We start from the raw sequence: 17,774 nt of genomic DNA on the forward strand, positions 1-17,774 counted from the left end.
AGCTCTATAGAGGCGCTCGCACGCCAAAGGGGTTTCTCGATGGCTGCCGTAGCGACGAACGATGGTGGTGGCATCGACGGTCGTTATCTCGAGCGTCACGCAGTGGGTTCGAGACTTCTGGGTGTTCTATCGTCGCTATACGGACACGACGGTCCACACGGCGTCGACGGCAGCGCTCGCCATCTTCGGGATCCTCGTCTTCGTCGACCCCTGGTTTGCGGTCGCCGCTATCGCCTGTTACGTCGTTCCCCCCGTCGCCTTGTACGTGGTCGCGGATGACCCGGTTCCCGGCCCGGAACGCCCCGTCGAACAGCGTGGTTCCGAGAGCCACGCGGCCGATACGTCGGATCGGGCGGTCGAATCTGTCGCCGCGCGTTCGGAGCCGGCTCGCTCGAGTGGCGACGGCGGTGCCTCGAGATCGAACGTGAACGCCGACGCTGGTACCGGAGACACCGATAGCGACACCGACGCTGGTGAAACAGCCACTGACGGCGACAGTGGCGGGACGGACTCGGACTCCGACAGCGACGGCGGAGACACCGATTCCGACAGCGACGGCGGAGACACCGATTCCGACAGCGACGGCGGAGACACCGATTCCGACAGCGACGACGGAGACACCGATTCCGACAGCGACGACGGAGACACCGATTCCGACAGCGACGGCGCGGATACGGATTCTGATTCTGACGATGGCGACACCGATTCGGATTCCGACAGCTAATCGAATCGCTCGAGGTCGTCACCCGAATCGTCGTCTGCAACGCGATCGACGAACTGGCGTTCGGCTGGTTGTGTGAACGAAACGGGCGGAGAGTACTGGCCGGGAGCGCGACTCGAGCAGACGCGAGAGTCGCGCGACCCGACGGAAGACGTTGCGCGTCTTCCGAGCATCGCGGACGCAAAGCGTCCGCTTAACGGGGAAAGGAAGGCTTTCACACCGTAACTCTCCGCGAGCGAAGCCGAAGACTGAGCGAGCGGGCCGACGACTGATGTGACCGAACGACTGAAAGGAGTGAGAGAACGGAAGGAGGAGTGCTTTTAATCGAATTTTTGCCGAGGGCCGGCGATAGCCGGCCCGCAGAGCAAAACTTCGTCTCTAGAACCCCTTGCCGAGCAGTTCCCGCGCGATGACGTTCTTCTGGATCTCGGAAGTTCCCTCGTAGATCTGGGTGATCTTCGAGTCACGGTAGAAGCGCTCGACGGGGAAGTCGTTGACGTAGCCCGACCCGCCGTGGATCTGGACGGCTTCGTTGGAGACGTCGACGGCAACGCGGGAGGTGTACTCCTTGGCCATCGAGGCGAGTTTCGTGATGTCGTTGCCCTGGTCGACGTTCCAGGCGGCCTTGTAGGTCAGGTTGCGGGCGGCCTCGGTCTGGGTCGCCATGTCGGCGAGTTTGTGCTGGATGGCCTGGAACTCGCTGATCGGCTGGCCGAACTGCTCGCGGTCCTGGGCGTACTCGAGGGCCGCGCGAAGCGCACCCTTGGCGATCCCGACGCCCTGTGCGGCGACGCCGGTTCGAGTGGCGTCGAAGAACTGCATCTGCTGCATGAAGGCGGCGTCCTGGGTACCGATGAGGTTCTCCTCGGGGACGCGAACGTTGTCGAAAATGAGTTCGGCGGTGTCCGACGCTCGAATGCCGAGTTTGCCGGTAATCTTGTCCGAACTGAAGCCGTCGCGGTCGGATTCGACGACGATCTGACTGAAGCCGTTGTAGCGACCTTCGGCGTCGGGGTTGGTCTTACAGAGGACGACGAAGAAGTCGCCGACGGTACCGTTCGTGATCCACATCTTGTTGCCGTTGACGACCCACTCGTCGCCGTCCTTCTCGGCGCGCGTCGAGACGGAGGAGACGTCGGAGCCGGTGTCGGGTTCCGAAATCGCGGCGCCCGAAATCTTCTCGCCCATCGCAACGGGCTCTAAGAAGCGTTCCTTCTGGTCTTCGTTCCCGAACTCCCGAATGGCTTCGGTCCCGAACGAACAGGCCATGATCGAGAGCGCGATGCCGGGATCCCAGGAGAACAGTTCCTCGGCGATGAGCACCGACTCGAGCGTCGAGTAGCCCGCGCCGCCGTACTCGATCGGGATCGACGAGCCGACGAGTCCCATGTCAGCGGCCTTGTCGACGATTTCGTGGGGGAACCGCTCTTCGACGTCGTACGTCTCGGCTTCGGGGACGATTTCGTTCTTGGCGAACCGCTCGACTTCCTCGCGAATCTGTTCCTGCTCTTCGGAGAGACCGAATTCCATGTGAACGTGTTCCTAGGCCAGCGGTAAAGAACTTTGTAACCGGGAGTAAACTGAACTGTAGTTTCTACCAAGCGGAGGGAAACGTTGAAACACGTGCCGATTGCAAGTATACCCATGGAGTTAGAAGATATCAACACCGTCGCAGTTCTCGGCGCAGGGAATATGGGCCACGGCATCGCGGAGGTCGTCGCGATGGCCGGCTACGACGTCAACATGCGAGACATCAAAGAGGAGTTCGTGCAAAACGGCTACGACCAGATCGAGTGGTCGCTCGGGAAACTGGCCGAGAACGACCAGCTCACCGAGGAGGAAGCCGACGCTGCCTTGGAACGAGTCACCCCGCTCGTCGACATGGCGGAGGCCTGTGGCGACGCGGACGTCGTCATCGAGGCCGTGCCGGAGCAGATGGGGATCAAAGAAGACGTCTACACCGAACTCGAGGAGGTCGCCCCCGACCGCGCGATTTTCGCGACGAACACTTCGAGTCTCTCGATCACGAAACTCGCCGAGTTCACCGAGCGACCCGAGCAGTTCTGCGGGATGCACTTTTTCAACCCGCCGGTCCGAATGGACCTCGTCGAGGTCATCTCGGGAGCCGAAAGCGACGAGGAGACCCTCGACGTCATCGAGGAACTGGCCGACGATATCGGGAAGTCGCCCGTGCGCGTGCACAAAGACTCACCCGGATTCATCGTCAACCGCGTGCTCGTTCCCCTGATGAACGAGGCCTGCTGGCTCGTGAGCGAGGACGAGGCCACCATCGCTGAGGTCGACTCGACGACGAAGTACGACATGGGGCTCCCGATGGGATCGTTCGAACTCGCCGATCTCACCGGGATTGACGTCGGCTATCACGTCCTCGACTACATGCACGAGGTGCTGGGCGAGGCGTACGAGCCGAGCCCGCTGTTCGTCGAAAAGGTCGAAAACGAGGAGCTCGGCAAAAAGACCGGCAAGGGATTCTACGACTACGAGGACGGTCCGGGCGCCGAGATCCCGACCGACCAGCAGTCCGACCTCGTCAAGGCGCGGCTGGTCGCCTCGATGGCGAACGAAGTCGCCAAACTGATCGGTAACGACGTCGCACCGCCGGCGTCCATCGACGAGGCGACCAAACTCGGCGCCGGTTTCCCCGACGGTCCCGTGAAGATGGTCGACCAGTTCGGCGTCGAAAAGGCCCTCGAAACGCTCGAGGAGGCCTACGAGAAGACGGGCCACGCGCGCTACGAGCCCGCCGACTATCTCGAGGAACGCGCCGGCGAGGGCGGCTTCTACGAGCAGGAGGGAGACGACGGACGGACCGACTTCGACGCCATCCGCGTCGAGTACCCCGGGGACATGGTCGGCCACATCGTCCTGGACCGACCCCACCGAATGAACACGATCAGCGACGAACTGCTCGAGGAGCTATCCGAGGCGATCGACCTGCTCGAGGGTGACGACGAGGTTCGTTCGATCCTCATCACCGGCGAGGGCGAGAAAGCCTTCTCCGCGGGTGCGGACGTCCAGAGCATGGCCGCGGGCGGGGCGGACCCGATTCAGGCCCAGGAGCTCTCGAAGAAGGGCCAGTCCACGTTCGGCAAGCTCGAGGCCTGCGACATGCCCGTCGTCGCCGGTATCGACGGCTTCTGTCTCGGCGGCGGGATGGAGATGGCGACCTGCGCCGACATGCGCGTCGCGAGCGAGCGATCGTCGTTCGGTCAGCCGGAACTGAACCTCGGCTTGCTCCCCGGCTGGGGCGGCACTCAGCGGCTCAAACACATCGTCGGCGAGGGCCGCGCGAAGGAGATCATCCTCACGGCCGAGCGCTACGAGGCCGAGACGATGGCAGACTACGGCTTCGTCAACGACGTCGTCGGCAACGACGAGCTCGAGGACGCGGCGCTCGACCTGGCGGCCGACCTCGCGGGCGGGCCACCGATCGCCCAGAAGTTCACCAAGCGCGCGATGCTCGCCGGTCGCGACGACACCGACGCCGGCCTCGAGTACGAGGCATCCGCGTTCGGTCACCTGATGGCAACCGACGACCTCATGGAGGGGATGACGGCCTTCATGGGCGACGGTGAGCCGAACTTTCAGGGGAAGTGAGGCGAACGTCGAACGACTCGCGCTGCGAGTCGTGCGGACGGGAGTCCGAGTTCGACGATAGGTAAGAGATGTCGGAATCGGCGGCCGACGCCGGTCGACGACCATCGATGCCGGCTATGGATCGGCGTCTCCTCGAGTCTGGTGTATCCGAGTCTCTCAGAACGAGTATATTTTCGGGACGGTCACTACTCCGCAGTTGTATCTCCCGGTTATCGAGTACGCCACGTCAGATTCAGCTTGAAATAGTCTGCATTCTGATATTTGGTCGCGAGATTTATCACTAAGAGGTACCATTGGTGGCCCGTGGCAGTATTCGATGATGAGAACCGAGGGGGCAACCAATGAGTGAGAATCTCGAAGTACTCGTCGTAGACGACGAGTCTCGACTCGCCGACCTGTTCGCCGCGTGGTTGCAGGGCGAGTGGCGCGTCGATACGGCTTACGACGGCGAAGAGGCGCTCGAGAAAATGGCCGACTCCGTCGAGGTCGTGCTGCTGGACCGCCGCATGCCGGGGCTTTCCGGTGACGAAGTGCTGGCGAAGATCAGGGACGCCGGCTACGACTCGCGGGTGGTAATGGTCACGGCGGTCGATCCCGACTTCGACATCATCGAGATGGGCTTCGACGACTATCTGGTTAAGCCGGTCTCGAAGGACGAACTCGTCGATATCGTCGACAACGTCGCCGATCGATCGGAGTACGAGTCGGATATCCAGGAGTACTACGCGCTCGTCTCGAAGAAAGCGCTGCTGGAGTCCGAGAAGGCTGACCGCGAACTCGTGGACAACGAAGAGTATCAGGAGCTCCGCGAGCGCGTCGCGGAACTCGAGGAGCGAGTCGACGAGACGGTCTCCGGGATGACCTCCCACGACGACTTCGTCGGCGCGTTTCAGGACCTTCAGTCCGAGAATTAACGCCGGTCGTCCGACTCGGCGTCGAACGCGAACTCGAACCGGGCCCCTCCGGCTTCGCTCTCCGCTGCGGTAACCGACCAGCCGTGTCCGGCAGCGACTTCTCTGACGACCCACAGACCGATTCCGAGCCCGTCCGACGACGACGAGACGGACGGGTCGAACAACTCGTGGCGCATGTCCTCGGGTAACCCCGTGCCGTCGTCTTCGACGAAGAAGCCACGCGGCTCGGTGTCCGTCTCGTCGTCCGACTCGAGGACCCCGATTCGAACCGAGAGTCCCGCATCACCGTCTTCGGCTGCCTCTCGCTGGGCCTGCAATGCAGGACTCGTCGAGCCGTGCTCCACCGCATTTCGAAAGAGATTCTCGAGCAACCGCAACAGCCGCGATCGGTCGGCCTCGATGGCAGTCGTTTCCGCGACGGAGAGCGACGCGTCGGCCGTGGAGACGTACTCCCAGGCGTCGCGTGCGACCGACTCGAGGTCGACGGATTCGGTGTCGGTCGCCCACTGGCCGTCGCGGGCGATCGCCAGGACGTCCTCGACGATCGATTCCATTCGATCGAGGCCGTCGCGGACGTTTTCGGCGTGCTCGAGCGATTCGGTCTCCTCGAGCAGGTCGAGATAGCCCTGGGCGACGCTCAACGGGTTTCGGAGGTCGTGACTGACGATTCGCGCGAAGGCGTCGAGTCGTTCGTTCTGCTCGCGGAGTTTCCGTTCGCTGCGCTTGCGTTCGGTAATGTCGCGGATGACGGCGACCGACCCTAGATACTCCCCGTCGTGGACGAGCACGGCGATCTGGACCTCACACGGGATTCGGTCGCCGGTTTTCGTCTCGAGGGACAGTTCGAGGGTGTCGGTCCCGGTCCCGCTGGACAGCAGGGAACGGATCTTCGCCTCGCCGGCTTCGATATCGTCCGGATCGAAAACCAGCGAGGCGTGTTCGCCGAGCAGCCCCTCGCGGCTGTAGCCAGTCATCTCCGTGAGGGCGTCGTTGACCGTCATGAAGTGACCGTGTTCGTCGAGGACGTACATGCCGTCACCGGCGGTTTCGACGAGGCGCTCGTATCGCCGGAGGCTTCGCTCCTGTTGCTCGAGGGCTCCGCGGGCGACGATCGTCTCGAGGACGTGCGAACTCGCGTCGGCGGCCGCGCGAATCGCCGTCCGTTCCGCCTCGGCGAACGGCTCGAGGGCGTAGACGACGAACACGCCGTAGACGTCGTCGCTGGAGGACAGTGGGGCGACGACGACGGCGTGAGCGCCCCGATCGAACGCGTGGTCGCCGAACGGAACGTCGTCGCGATTGTTCGCGATGTGCTGGAGCGTCTGGAGTTCGCCCGTCTGCAGTGCGCGTTCGAGCAACGGGTGCTCGCCGTCGCCGATGGGGAAGGTTCGTTGCATCGGCCACTCCATGCTGTCCGGGTCGGTCAGCCACGGGACGACCTCGCGTTCGCCACGGTCGTACTCGCCGACCCAGGCGAACCCGAACCGGTCGGTGGCCGTACACTCCTCGCGGAGGATCCGCTCGACGGCGACAGGCGATGTTACGTCGACGAGGCGTCGTCTGACGCCGCTGACGATGGCCTCGAGGTCGTCCGGGAGGTCGAGGTCGGGGATACGCCGGTCATCGTCCGTCTCGCGGGGCTCCTCCGTCGCACTCGAGTCGCCTGCCTCGGCCGAATCGTCGGTCTCGTCGGCTGTGCTCGAGTCGTTACGGGCGTCGTTTGCCGTGGGACTCGCGTCGGCATCGATACGCCCCGCGACGGCGTCGGCCAGCCGATCCGGCGACTCGGTGTCCTCGGTGCGCGCGACCACTTCGCTGAGGACGGCGACGGATCCCGCGTCCGTTTCGGTGTCGCCCCAGTGAACGAACGTCGGCGTCTCTGCGGACTCGGATTCGACGGTATCGACGAGCGTCGGCACGTCCGAGACCGTGCTCGCGTCGATGACGATCGCGTCGATCGACTGCTGTGCGAGTCGCTCGACGGCGTCGGAAGCGCACTGGGCGACGACGACGTTGACCGGTGTATCGGTCAGCGCGAGCGTCACGGACGCCCGCGTCGAGCGATCGCTACTCACACAGAGGACGCGTGGTCGGCTCATCTCAGCTGAACTCCGTCGGGACATCCATCTCCATCACGGGGATTCGTCGGTGCTAGCTGATCGAAGGCGGCCGAAACAGATTGTTCTTTCGACACAATTTTTGCGCTGGCCGGCCCGCAGGGCATCACTACTGTTCGTCCGCAGTCCGACGTGTTGGTGGTTTTGGCCGAGGTCGTGGCCGCGTTCGAAAGGCGAGAACGCACCGGTGGAGACGAGAGAGTGCGAGGCCGCGTCGGCAGCGCCCGCGTCACCTGTCGTTAGGACGGCGCCTGCCCGTAGATCAGGTTCCGCTGGATCTCGTTTGCCCCCTCGTAGATGACGGGGATACGGACGTCGCGGTAGACCCGGGCGATCCGACGTTCGTCGAGGACCGACCGACCGCCGTGAAACTGCATTCCTCGCTCGGCGACGTCGACAGCCGTCTCCGTCGCGCTCGTCTTCGACAGCGCTGCCCAGTAGCCCGCGTTCTCGCCGTTTTCGACCTTCTCGCAGGCTCGCCAGGCGAGCGATCGGGCGCGCTCGAACCCCATCAGCATATCCGCGAGCCCGTGTTGAACCGCCTGAAAGTCGCTGATCGTCCGGCCGAACTGCTCGCGGTCGTGGACGAACTCCCAGGTCTCCTCGATGGCGGCCGCCGCGAGACCCAGCCCGTGGCCGGAGACGGCGATCCGTCCGTGGTTGAAGAACTCCGCGAGCATCCAGAACCCTGCGCCCTCCGAGCCGACGAGGTTCTCCTCGGGGATGCGACAGTCCTCGAGTTCGATGTGGGCCTGCTTCGAGGCGCGCATCGCCATCTTCTCGGGGATGTGCTCGGCCTCGTAGCCGTCGGTATCCGTCGGCACGATAAACAGCGAGTGGTTGCCGTAGCGGTTGGTCTCGTCGTCGTCAGTCCGCGCGTAGAGGGTGATCCAGTCCGCCTCGACGCCGTTCCCGATCCAGTACTTTTCGCCGTTAATGACGTACTCGTCGCCGTCCTTTTCCGCCGTCGTTTCCATCCCAGTCAGGTCGCTGCCGGTGTCTGGTTCCGAGACGGCGAGCCCCGACCGCTGCTCGCCTTCCGCGACCGGCCGGATGTACTCCTCGCACTGTTCGTCGGTTCCGTACTCGCAGGTCATCTTGCAGCCGAAACTCGCGAGTTGGAGCGTCAGCGCGATGCCCGCGTCCGCGCGGTAGAACTCCTCGGTGAGCGCGAGCAACTGCGGGAGGTCGAGCCCGCGACCGCCCCACTCTTCCGGAATGTCCTGGGCGACGAGGTTCGCCTCCTGACCGGCCTCGAGAATCTCCTCAGGGTAGGTCCCCTCCTGGTAGTGTTCCTGTGCGTTCGGTTCGATGTGTTCGCGGGCGAACTCGCGAGCCTCGGCCTTGATCTCGTGGGCGTGATCCGGAACGATACTCTCCTCGAGTAGAGCCATATTCTGTCACACGGCAGCGAGGTGGATATATTCGCGGGGCAACAGTGCAAGCCTCGCTCCCTCACGGCGGACGCGGCCGGTTGGCGAATCCCAAATCCTCCTTCATCGAAGCGCGCGGACCAGTTCGTCCGTCGTCGCGGCCTCGTCGGCCTGCCGTTCCAAGCGCCACCGATCCCAGAGCACGTCACTGAGGATGTGAACGTAGAGCACGACGCCGGTGATGATCGCGAGCGAGACGCTCGAAACGGCGAGCAGCGGGACGGCGACGCCGACGATGAGGAGATGGCTCGCCAGCCGCGAGAGGAGTCCGACGTCACCCGCGTCGAAGATCCGCTGCTGGTCGGCGACGCCCGAAGCGGGGTTCGCGAGACAGAACCGGACGGCGTCCCAGCGGCCGGTCTTGAGCCGAGCGATGAGGAAGTGATCGAGGTCGACGAGCACGCCCACCGCGGTGCCGTAGCCGACGAGAATCGGTGTCGGAACCGAATGGCCGAAGACCGCGACCGGTGACAGCGCGTAGGCGAGGACGCCGGCGACGGCGAACGAGACGAGCGCGTGGTGTTTCGAGTAGATCGATCGTCACCCGGCCGTTTCGACGGCGGGAGGCCACTAAACCGTCCCGCCGGGTTTCAGAGATCGCCTGGGTCGGAAACACGTCGGGAACCGTACCGATCGGCGACTCAGCCCGCGAATCCCGAGACGAGCCACTCGTCACCATCGTCGTCACCGATGCTCGGTGCGCTGACGAGGACGAACGCGCTCTCCTCGTCGCCGTTTCGGATCTGGCGCGTCGAGGCCGGCGGAATCCACAGCGCGTCGCCGGTCTCCATCTGGACGGGGTCATCGTCGATCACGACGGTCGCGGATCCCTCGATTAGCACGTAGACCTCTTCGTGCTCGTTGTCCGTGTGGTCGTGTGGCTTGCTGTTCCAGCCCGGGTCACAGCGTGCGACCGTTACGCCGACCTGTTCGGTCTCGAGCGGATCGCTCAGGAAGTGCATCGCACTCGAGACCTGATCGACGTCCTCGTAGTTCACCTTCCGATAGCTCATGGCTCTCCATTGGACGGGAAACCAGTAAAACTACGCGTTCCGCGACGGACCGCGAGAAATCGTTCGATCGGGGCGGTGCTCGAGCGCGGCGTCGCGACTAGCAGTCGTCGCAACTGCAGTCGTCGCCACACGTACAGGCCGGATCACAGGTGCAGTCGGGTTCACAACAGGCGGACATTGGTACAGTGTATCATCCTGGGCGCTACAGTCATAACCGTTGCGCTGCCGGCACTCCTCGTCCTGATTTTCGACGCGTCGGGGGCGGTTGAGGACCGTTGCGGGCCGCGGCGATTCCGTCGCCTGCCCCCGGCAACGCCCGTGTACGACGTCGATATTCTCACTCGCACGTCTACGGATCGCTCGAACGGCGGTGTGATCGCTCCGACGCCGTCCGGCGTCCTCGAAGCGGTAGTAGCACGGAGACGACGGATCCGGCGCTTACCCGTCCTGGGAGATCGGGTCGAAGCTGTCGACCGGAATGACCGAGTAGTCGACCGTCAGCGCGTCCTTGGTCGCGCGAATCTTCCCAACGAACGTCGAGATGTCCTCGAGTTCGCCCTCCAGGACGAACAGTTCCATGCAGTAGTGGTCGCCGACGTGGCTGTGGAAGTTCGAGGCGACGAGGTCCTCGTGTTCGTGGCGCAGGTGCATCATGCGCTCTTCGACGCTGGTCGTTTCGTAGTCGAAGAGGACGGTGACGATACCCATCAGCTCTCGGTCCTCGAGGCGGGTGTCCTCGAACTCGCCGAGCAGGTTGCGGGAGGCCTCTCGGACGACTTCGCTCCGACCGGTGTAGCCGTGTTCGTCCGCGAACTGGTCGAGGCGCTCGAGGAGTTCGTCCGGCATGGAGACGCTTACGACTGCCATATAATAATTCGCGGGGCAAAATCTATTAAGCCTTATCATATATCCGGCGCTCGAGCCGATCGGGATGGTATCCGGTCGCGCCGGTTCGCCGGCACACACTGTTTTCCGACTCGACCGTGAGCAGCGTGTATGTACCTTCCAGACCGAACCTGGCCGGAGGTCGGCGAGTACGTCGCGGACGAATCGCTCGCGGTCGTCCCGCTCGGCTCGACCGAACAGCACGGTCCGCATCTCCCGGAGGGGACCGACCACCTGATCGCCGAGGCGCTCGCGCGCGAGGCGACCGATCGAACGGGCTATCTCTGTACGCCGCCGGTTCGGATCGGCGTCAGCTCCCACCACCGGCAGTTCCCCGGCACGATGTGGGTCGAGGCCCCGGTGTTCCGGGACTACGTCGAGAGCCTCTCGAGAAACCTCACCTACCACGGCATTGACCGCATCGTCTACGTCAACGCCCACGGAGGCAACGTCGCCCACCTCCGAGAGGTCGGCCGGCGGCTCCACGACGACGGGACGGCCTACGCCATCGAGTGGATGTGGGACGAGTCGATCCCCGGGCTGATCGAAGAGGTCTTCGAGACGCCGGGCCCTCACGGCGGTCCCAAGGAGACCGCGATGATCATGCACATCGCGAACGAACTCGTCCGCGCGGATCGCCTCGAAGAGGCCCGCGACGGCGGCGCAGTCTTCGATTATGACGCCGAGCGGGTCCACGGCGCGACCACCTTCTACGACTGCATCGAGAACAGTCCGAACGGCGTCTTCGGCGACCAGACCGACGCCACGCCAGAGATCGGCGAAGAGCTGTTCGAGGCCGCGACGGACCAGCTCGTGGCCTTACTCGAGTGGCTCGACGCCCGCCCGGTCGACGACCTCATGCCCGAGCCGCCGCTCGAACCGTAGCCGCCGTCGGGAAGCCGGCGTTACTCCGCGTCGGATCATGCCCACTCGAGCGTCGCGTGGTCCGTATCGCGCCCGTTTCGACCGAGAGATGGGGACGCCGAAGGGCGGGTCGACGACGGCGCGCACGGCCTTTTCCGTCTCGCTGGACTTATGCGCCCGAGACGCCTGACACAGACAATGAGCGACCGAACGGAGTCGTCGGGAACGAGCTTCTGGACGGCCGGCGACGACCGGGCGACGATGGCGTGTTGCCAGGCACTCGTCGACACGGTCGAAGACGGCGTTTTCCGGCTCGATGCCGACGACCGGTTCCTCGCGATCGACGAAACACTTCTCGAGACGACGGGCTACACGCGCGACGCTGTCCTCGGCGAACACGTCTCGCTGCTGTTCTCGCGGTCGGACGCCGAAACGCTCGCGGAAGCCGCCCGAACCGAACGCGACGGCGCCACGTCCCTCGAGTTCCCGCTCCGAACGAGCGACGGCACTACGATTCCCTGTGAGTGCCGAGTGAACGGCGTCCGGGTCGACGGCCGGTTTCGAGGGTCGATCGCGACCGTCCGGGAGTTCGAGGAGCACGACACCCAGACCGACGATGTGCCCGACCGAGCGCGCGACTCCTCCTCGTCGTCCGCGACGTTCGAAGCGGCGACGACGGTCCTCGAGGAAGCCGACGTCGGCGTCTTCGTCCTCGACGACGAGTTCGATGTCGCGTGGATCAACGAGGCGACCGAGCGATACTTCGGCCTCGACCGGGAGGCGGTCCTCGGTCGAGACAAACGCCGGCTGATCGACGAGACGATCGCGGATCGGCTCGCCGATCCCGAGGAGTTCACCGAGGCCGTCACCGCCACGTACGCGGACAACAGCTCCGACGAACGCTTCGAATGTCACGTCACCGCGGATGACGACCGCGAGGAGCGCTGGCTCGAGCACCGAAGCAAACCGATCGACTCCGGGCGGTACGCCGGCGGACGAGTCGAACTCTACTACGACGTCACGGCACAGCACGAGCGAGCGAGCCAGCTTCGACGGCTGAACGAGGCCGTCCGCGAGTGGCTCGCCGAGGATTCGCGCGAGCGCGTCGCCAAGCTGGCGAGCCGTCACGTTCGAGAGATCCTCGACCTCGAGATCAACGGCGTGTTCTGCTACGATGACGATACGCAGACGCTTCGCCCCGCCGGCTGGTCAGAGCCGGCGGAGGCGCTGCTCGGCGACATCCCGTCGTTCGCACCGGGGGAGGGCATCGCCTGGCGCGTCTTCGAGACCGGCGAGCCGGTCATCTACGACGACGTCACGACCGATTCGGACGTCTACAATCCCGACACGCCGATTCGTAGCGAGATCTGCCTGCCGATTAGCGATCACGGCATCCTCATGATCGGCTCCGAACAGCCGACCGAGTTCGACGACGGTGATCTCTCGCTGGCGAAGCTCGTCGCCTCGAGTCTCGAGGTGATCTTCGATCGGATCCGCCACGAACGCCACCTCGAGCGCGAGCGCACGCAAACGCAGAAACTGCTCCAGACGGCTCCGATCGGCATCTCGGTCGAGGACGCCGACGGCGAGACCGTGCTCGCGAACCAGCGAGTACAGGAGCGCGTGAATTCGGTGACGGGGGCGGCGCTCGGCGAGACGGAGATGGTGCGAGAGTGGTCCGTCCGCGACGCCTCGGGCGAGGCGGTCGAGCCCGGATCCAACCCGTCGGCCCGGGTCAGGGAAACCGGCGAACCGGTGCTCGACGAAGAGCTCGTCGTCGAGGGGCCGACGGGCGAACGCCGGTGGCTCTCGGTCAACGCCGTCCCGGTATTCGACGCCGACGGCGGCCTCGAGCGCGTAATCTCCAGCGCGGAGGACATCACGGCGCTCAAAGAGCGCAAGCGTCGTCTCGAGCGCCGGAAGAGCGAACTCGAGACGGAGCTGAGCGAGATCTTCGGTCGCATCTCGGACGGCTTCTACGCGCTCGACGCGGAGTTCCGGTTCACGCACGTCAACGAGACCGCCGAACGGCTCCTGGACCGGTCGCGAACGGAGCTGCTCGGGACCGTGCTGTGGGACGTCTACCCCGAGGCCGCGGGGTCCGAACTCGAGGAACGGTACGGGGAGGCGCTAGCTACGCAGGAGCCGGTCTCGTTCGAACAGTACGTCGAGCCGATGGGGTTCTGGGCGCAAGTGCAGGTGTATCCCTCCGAGACTGGCCTCTCCATCTATTTCCGCGACATCACCGAGGAGAAGGCCCGCGAGCGGGAGCTGATCACCTACGAGACGATCTTCGAGACGGTCGAAGACGGGATCTACGTCATCGACGACGAGGGCCGATTCACGACCGTCAACGAGGCCTACGCCGCCATGACCGGCTACGATCGCGACGAACTGATCGGGACCCACGCTTCGATCGTCGTCGACGAATCGGTGATGGATCTCGCGCGCGAGATCGCCGCCGAAGAGAGCGACGTGCCGACGGTCGAAGCCGAACTCGAGACGAAAACCGGAGGTTGCGTGCCGATCGAAGCGACGGTGACCGCGCTCTCAGTGGCCGATTCCGATCGCGAACGCGTCGGCGTCGTCCGAGACGTCACCGACCGCAAGGAACGCCAGCGAAAACTCGCGGCGAGCGAACAGCGCTACCGAACCCTCGCCGAGAATTTCCCGAACGGGACCGTCGGCCTGTACGACGAAAATCTGCGGTACACGGCCGCCGGGGGCCAGCTCCTCGACGAACTCGAGATCGACCGCACCGACGTGATCGGCCAGACGGTCGCCGACCGGTACTCCGAGTCGATCCTCGAGACGATCGAGCCCCACTTCCGGGCCGCACTCGAGGGCGAGGAGCGGTCGTTCGATCTGCGCTATCACGGCCGGGAGCTGCTGGCACACACCCTCCCGGTCCACACGGACGGCACCGTTCGTCGGGGGATGCTCGTCGTGCAGGATATCACCGAACGGAAGGCCTACGAGCGGAAACTCGAGGAGTCGAACGAGCGACTCGAGCAGTTCGCCTACGCCGCCAGTCACGACCTGCAGGAGCCGCTGCGGATGGTCACGAGCTACCTGCAGCTGATCGAGTCCCGCTATGCCGACGAACTCGACGACGACGCCGAAGAATTCATCGCGTTCGCCGTCGACGGCGCCGATCGCATGCGCGAGATGATCGACGGGTTGCTCGAGTACTCCCGCGTCGAGACGCGGGGCGATCCGTTCGAGTCGGTCGATCTGGAGGGCGTGCTCGAGGACGTCCGCCGGGACCTCGAACTCCAGGTCGACGAGAGCGGGGCCGAGATCGAGACGACGAACTCGCTGCCCGCGGTCCGCGGCGACAGAAGTCAGCTTCGGCAGGTATTCCAGAACCTGCTCGCTAACGCGATCGAGTACAGCGACGACGAGCCGCACATCACCATCTCGGCCGAACGCGACGGGCGACGGTGGACCGTCTCGGTCAGCGACGAGGGGATCGGCATCGATCCAGACGACGCCGATCGGGTCTTCGAGATTTTCCAGCGACTCCACAGTCACGAGGAACACGACGGCACCGGGATCGGGCTCGCGCTCTGTCAGCGCATCGTCGAACGCCACGGCGGCCGGATCTGGGTCGACGCCGAGCCCGGCGAGGGCTCGACGTTCTCGATGACGCTTCCGGCGACCGAGTGAGTCTCATCGGACCCCGGACCTCCGGACGGGAGCCCCCTACCGCGGGCAGCGGTCGGAACCGCGGGCCGGCGGCCGGTGGTCAGTTTTTCGGCGACGTGACGAGTTCGAAGGGACCTCTCGAGCGCCGACGCGTCGGTCCCAACGGTAGAATCGACGATCAGAGAGCGATCGCTGGGGCGGAAATCAGCCCCTACCGGGTTTCAATCAGGTGTTTTGTATCTTGAATGTGTGAAAGTCACCCGAACGTTTACTACTGTCTATCACACGTGATTCACCATGTCCACCGACCAGGCAGGCCTGTCGCTCCGATTCGGTGCGGGACGGTTCGAAGAACAGTTGCTCTACCTAATTCTGATTTTACAACTGACGCTGGGAGCGATGCTCGTCGTGGTCGCGGTGGGGTGGCTGTTCTTCTCGTTCAACCACCTCTCGTACTCGGCGCAGTCGGTCGTCTATCTCCTCGGGGTCATTCCGATACTGATCGGCTTAGCGGCGCCGCTCTACTTCCTCACGTATCTCTACGAATGAGCGCCGGCGCAGTGTGACCGCCGAACCAGCGATGGTCGTGACGGTTTGGAACCGTGAGTGTGTCGAGTGCCGGTCGTCCACCGTTTCCCGAGCGCGTTCTGCGAATGCGGGTGTGCTTCCGCGAGTGGGACTCGAGTCCGTCAGTCGCTCGGGCGGGAGGTCTCGTTCGAGACGGGCCAGTACCGACAGCCACAGGGGTGGGCCGTTCCCTCACTCGGCCCGCGGACGGTCACGGCGGTGATCAGGCTGCCGCAGGTCGGACACTCGGGTAGCGTGGATCGTTCGTCCGTCGTCTGTGACGGCGTGTCGCTCATCGTTCCCCCTGATGGGGCGCTCGATGCGGGCGGTTCGTCGGTCGTTCGGGACGTGTATGTCCCGTCGAGATAGCCGTAATCATGGCTTCAAATCCCCGGTGAGGGATGGAAGCCACGTCCCGGGTGTCTCAGCACCCGGGACAGGTCGGCGCATGGCCCCCGGCAACTGGTGTGGAGAGCGGCTTCCATTCTAATTGTTGAACTGTTGTATCTTATATCTACTGCTAATAGCTGGGAACGAGAAAACAGATCGACGTGAACGGGTTACCGAAACCGATCGCTGTAACGCGGGTCTGGGTATCCGAACGCCCTACCCCATACAAAGCCAACAGCTATATATTCGACCGCCTGTTCGTCCCAGCAAAGCGGTGCACGACGTGATTTCGATACCTACTCGATCGAATCGGCTGTTGCTCGCCGTATCGTTCGCCTGCTTCGCCGTTGCCGGTCTTCTCAGCAGTACCGTCGACACGCTCGTGCCGACCCTCGTGGCCACCGCCGTCGCCATCACGGGCGTCTACTGCGTCGCCCGCTACGCGACCCGCGTCTCCCGGCGAACGCTCGCCAACCTCGCGCTCGCGTTCTGGGTCGCCTTCCTCGCCGTCGCCGGCGTTCACGCGATCGGCCTCGAGACCGTCGGCGCCGCCGTCCCCGGCAACGCGTCGACGTACGTCCACTCGCTGACCGCGATCACCTGGGGCACGCTGCTCATCGCCGCCGCGGCGACGGTCTTCCTCGGCTTCCGCGAGTACGGCGCGACCTCGAGCGCCGACGCCCCCGAAGAGCAGATCCTCGAGGGCGAATCCGACTACTCGACGCGGTAACGATCGATATCCGTTTTCGGCCCGATTCTCGGGCCTCGAGCGTGCCGGTCGGTTCTCGTTGCAGTCTTTGATGGCCGATCGTGGTGCTCACACTGAGGCGTCTCGAGATCCCGAACCCGGAGACCGATCCCCAAAGCCGCAGTTAGCCGACCCGATAGCTCACCGCGATCCCTTCGCCCAGCGGCAACACGATCGTCTCGAAATCGGGGTCGTCGGTCACGCGCTCGAGGTAGTCCGCAATTCCCCGCGTGTGTTGATTCACGTCATCGGGCGCTCCGCCCTCCGCGATTGTCAGCAACGCCTCGAAATCGATCGGACCCGCGGTGATCGCGTTGTCCGCGATCACGACGCCGCCGACGGGAACCTTCGAGCGGACGGCCTCAAATGCGTCCGCGTACCGGTGTTTCTGGTGGTCGATCAACACCACGTCGAACGGGCCGTCGTACGCCTCGATCGTCTCCATCGCGTCGCCCGGTTCGTACCGCGCGAGGTCGTTGTACCCGCCCCGACCCATGTACTCGCGGGCTAACTCGAGTTCGTCCTCGTCGACCTCCGTAAGCACGATTTCGCCGTCATCGGGCAGCGCCGCTGCCATCCAGTACGCCGAGTAGCCGTAGCCGGAGCCGAACTCGAAGATCCGCTCGGCGTCGGCCATCCGGGCGACGAACCGGAGGAAGGCGCCGACCTCGGGACCGACGTGGGGGAACCCTTCCCGTTCGGCGTAGTCGTCCATCTCGCGCAGCGTTTCGTCGGGTTCGGGTCCGACCGCGCGTACGAAGCGAGCGATCTCGTCCGACAGAACATCGACCATGCGGTCCCCTACGGCGGCACCGATATCAAAGCCAGTGGCCTTTTCACGACCCGCTGCGGACTC

At 64.5% G+C, this 17,774-nt stretch carries 15 protein-coding genes; 7 read left to right on the forward strand and 8 right to left on the reverse strand.

From position 1 onward, the window contains the following. The first annotated feature begins 61 nt into the window (after positions 1-61). The gene (locus ACSFC5_RS14415) at positions 62-724 is read left to right on the forward strand and encodes a hypothetical protein (protein WP_440765938.1); all 663 of its coding nucleotides are present in this window, start codon (positions 62-64) and stop codon (positions 722-724) included. Positions 725-1,099: 375 nt separating this feature from the next. On the opposite strand, the gene ACSFC5_RS14420 is transcribed toward ACSFC5_RS14415, so the two are convergent. Next, the gene (locus ACSFC5_RS14420; RefSeq protein ID WP_440765939.1) at positions 1,100-2,251 is read right to left on the reverse strand and encodes an acyl-CoA dehydrogenase family protein; all 1,152 of its coding nucleotides are present in this window, start codon (positions 2,249-2,251) and stop codon (positions 1,100-1,102) included. A gap of 114 nt (positions 2,252-2,365) precedes the next feature. Here ACSFC5_RS14420 and ACSFC5_RS14425 point away from each other — a divergent pair, with 114 nt between their 5' ends. Then, the gene (locus tag ACSFC5_RS14425; RefSeq protein WP_440765940.1) at positions 2,366-4,339 is read left to right on the forward strand and encodes a 3-hydroxyacyl-CoA dehydrogenase/enoyl-CoA hydratase family protein; all 1,974 of its coding nucleotides are present in this window, start codon (positions 2,366-2,368) and stop codon (positions 4,337-4,339) included. 341 nt (positions 4,340-4,680) lie between these two features. Further along, positions 4,681-5,253: a HalX domain-containing protein gene (locus ACSFC5_RS14430; protein WP_440765941.1), complete on the forward strand. Its 573-nt coding sequence runs from the start codon at positions 4,681-4,683 to the stop codon at positions 5,251-5,253. Here ACSFC5_RS14430 and ACSFC5_RS14435 read toward each other — a convergent pair. The 5 genes from ACSFC5_RS14435 to nikR all read right to left on the reverse strand — a co-directional run bounded on the left by ACSFC5_RS14435 (position 5,250) and on the right by nikR (position 10,683). After that, the gene (locus ACSFC5_RS14435; RefSeq protein WP_440765942.1) at positions 5,250-7,352 is read right to left on the reverse strand and encodes a two-component system sensor histidine kinase NtrB; all 2,103 of its coding nucleotides are present in this window, start codon (positions 7,350-7,352) and stop codon (positions 5,250-5,252) included. The two genes, ACSFC5_RS14430 and ACSFC5_RS14435, sit on opposite strands and share 4 nt — an antisense overlap. A gap of 257 nt (positions 7,353-7,609) precedes the next feature. Next, positions 7,610-8,764, reverse strand: coding sequence for an acyl-CoA dehydrogenase family protein (locus ACSFC5_RS14440; protein WP_440765943.1), 1,155 nt, complete (start codon positions 8,762-8,764; stop codon positions 7,610-7,612). Positions 8,765-8,866: 102 nt separating this feature from the next. Next, on the reverse strand, positions 8,867-9,277 hold the full coding sequence (locus ACSFC5_RS14445; RefSeq protein ID WP_440766309.1) for a hypothetical protein: 411 nt from the start codon (positions 9,275-9,277) through the stop codon (positions 8,867-8,869). Between the two features lie 167 nt (positions 9,278-9,444). Beyond that, positions 9,445-9,816, reverse strand: a complete 372-nt coding sequence (locus ACSFC5_RS14450) for a cupin domain-containing protein (RefSeq protein WP_440765944.1) — start codon at positions 9,814-9,816, stop codon at positions 9,445-9,447. Positions 9,817-10,254: 438 nt separating this feature from the next. Continuing rightward, on the reverse strand, positions 10,255-10,683 hold the full coding sequence (gene nikR / locus ACSFC5_RS14455; RefSeq protein ID WP_436347567.1) for a nickel-responsive transcriptional regulator NikR: 429 nt from the start codon (positions 10,681-10,683) through the stop codon (positions 10,255-10,257). Positions 10,684-10,812: 129 nt separating this feature from the next. On the opposite strand from nikR, the gene ACSFC5_RS14460 reads away from it, so the two are divergent. The 3 genes from ACSFC5_RS14460 (at position 10,813) to ACSFC5_RS14470 (ending at position 15,762) form a co-directional block, all read left to right on the forward strand. After that, positions 10,813-11,586 carry a creatininase family protein gene (locus ACSFC5_RS14460; RefSeq protein WP_440765945.1) on the forward strand — a complete coding sequence of 258 codons (774 nt, stop codon included), beginning with the start codon at positions 10,813-10,815 and terminating at the stop codon, positions 11,584-11,586. 177 nt (positions 11,587-11,763) lie between these two features. Next, positions 11,764-15,234 (forward strand): PAS domain S-box protein, encoded by a 3,471-nt coding sequence (locus ACSFC5_RS14465; protein ID WP_440765946.1) that lies wholly within the window; start codon positions 11,764-11,766, stop codon positions 15,232-15,234. Positions 15,235-15,510: 276 nt separating this feature from the next. Continuing rightward, the gene (locus ACSFC5_RS14470; protein ID WP_440765947.1) at positions 15,511-15,762 is read left to right on the forward strand and encodes a hypothetical protein; all 252 of its coding nucleotides are present in this window, start codon (positions 15,511-15,513) and stop codon (positions 15,760-15,762) included. 140 nt (positions 15,763-15,902) lie between these two features. Here ACSFC5_RS14470 and ACSFC5_RS14475 read toward each other — a convergent pair whose 3' ends face one another. Further along, on the reverse strand, positions 15,903-16,076 hold the full coding sequence (locus ACSFC5_RS14475; protein WP_440765948.1) for a hypothetical protein: 174 nt from the start codon (positions 16,074-16,076) through the stop codon (positions 15,903-15,905). A 368-nt stretch (positions 16,077-16,444) separates the two neighbouring features. On the opposite strand from ACSFC5_RS14475, the gene ACSFC5_RS14480 reads away from it, so the two are divergent. Further along, on the forward strand, positions 16,445-16,900 hold the full coding sequence (locus ACSFC5_RS14480; RefSeq protein ID WP_440765949.1) for a hypothetical protein: 456 nt from the start codon (positions 16,445-16,447) through the stop codon (positions 16,898-16,900). Between the two features lie 142 nt (positions 16,901-17,042). Here ACSFC5_RS14480 and ACSFC5_RS14485 read toward each other — a convergent pair whose 3' ends face one another. Then, the gene (locus ACSFC5_RS14485) at positions 17,043-17,711 is read right to left on the reverse strand and encodes an O-methyltransferase (RefSeq protein WP_440765950.1); all 669 of its coding nucleotides are present in this window, start codon (positions 17,709-17,711) and stop codon (positions 17,043-17,045) included. Positions 17,712-17,774: the final 63 nt, after the last annotated feature.

The sequence above is a fragment of the Natronorubrum marinum genome (assembly GCF_052040125.1).
GTDB lineage: Archaea > Halobacteriota > Halobacteria > Halobacteriales > Natrialbaceae > Natronorubrum.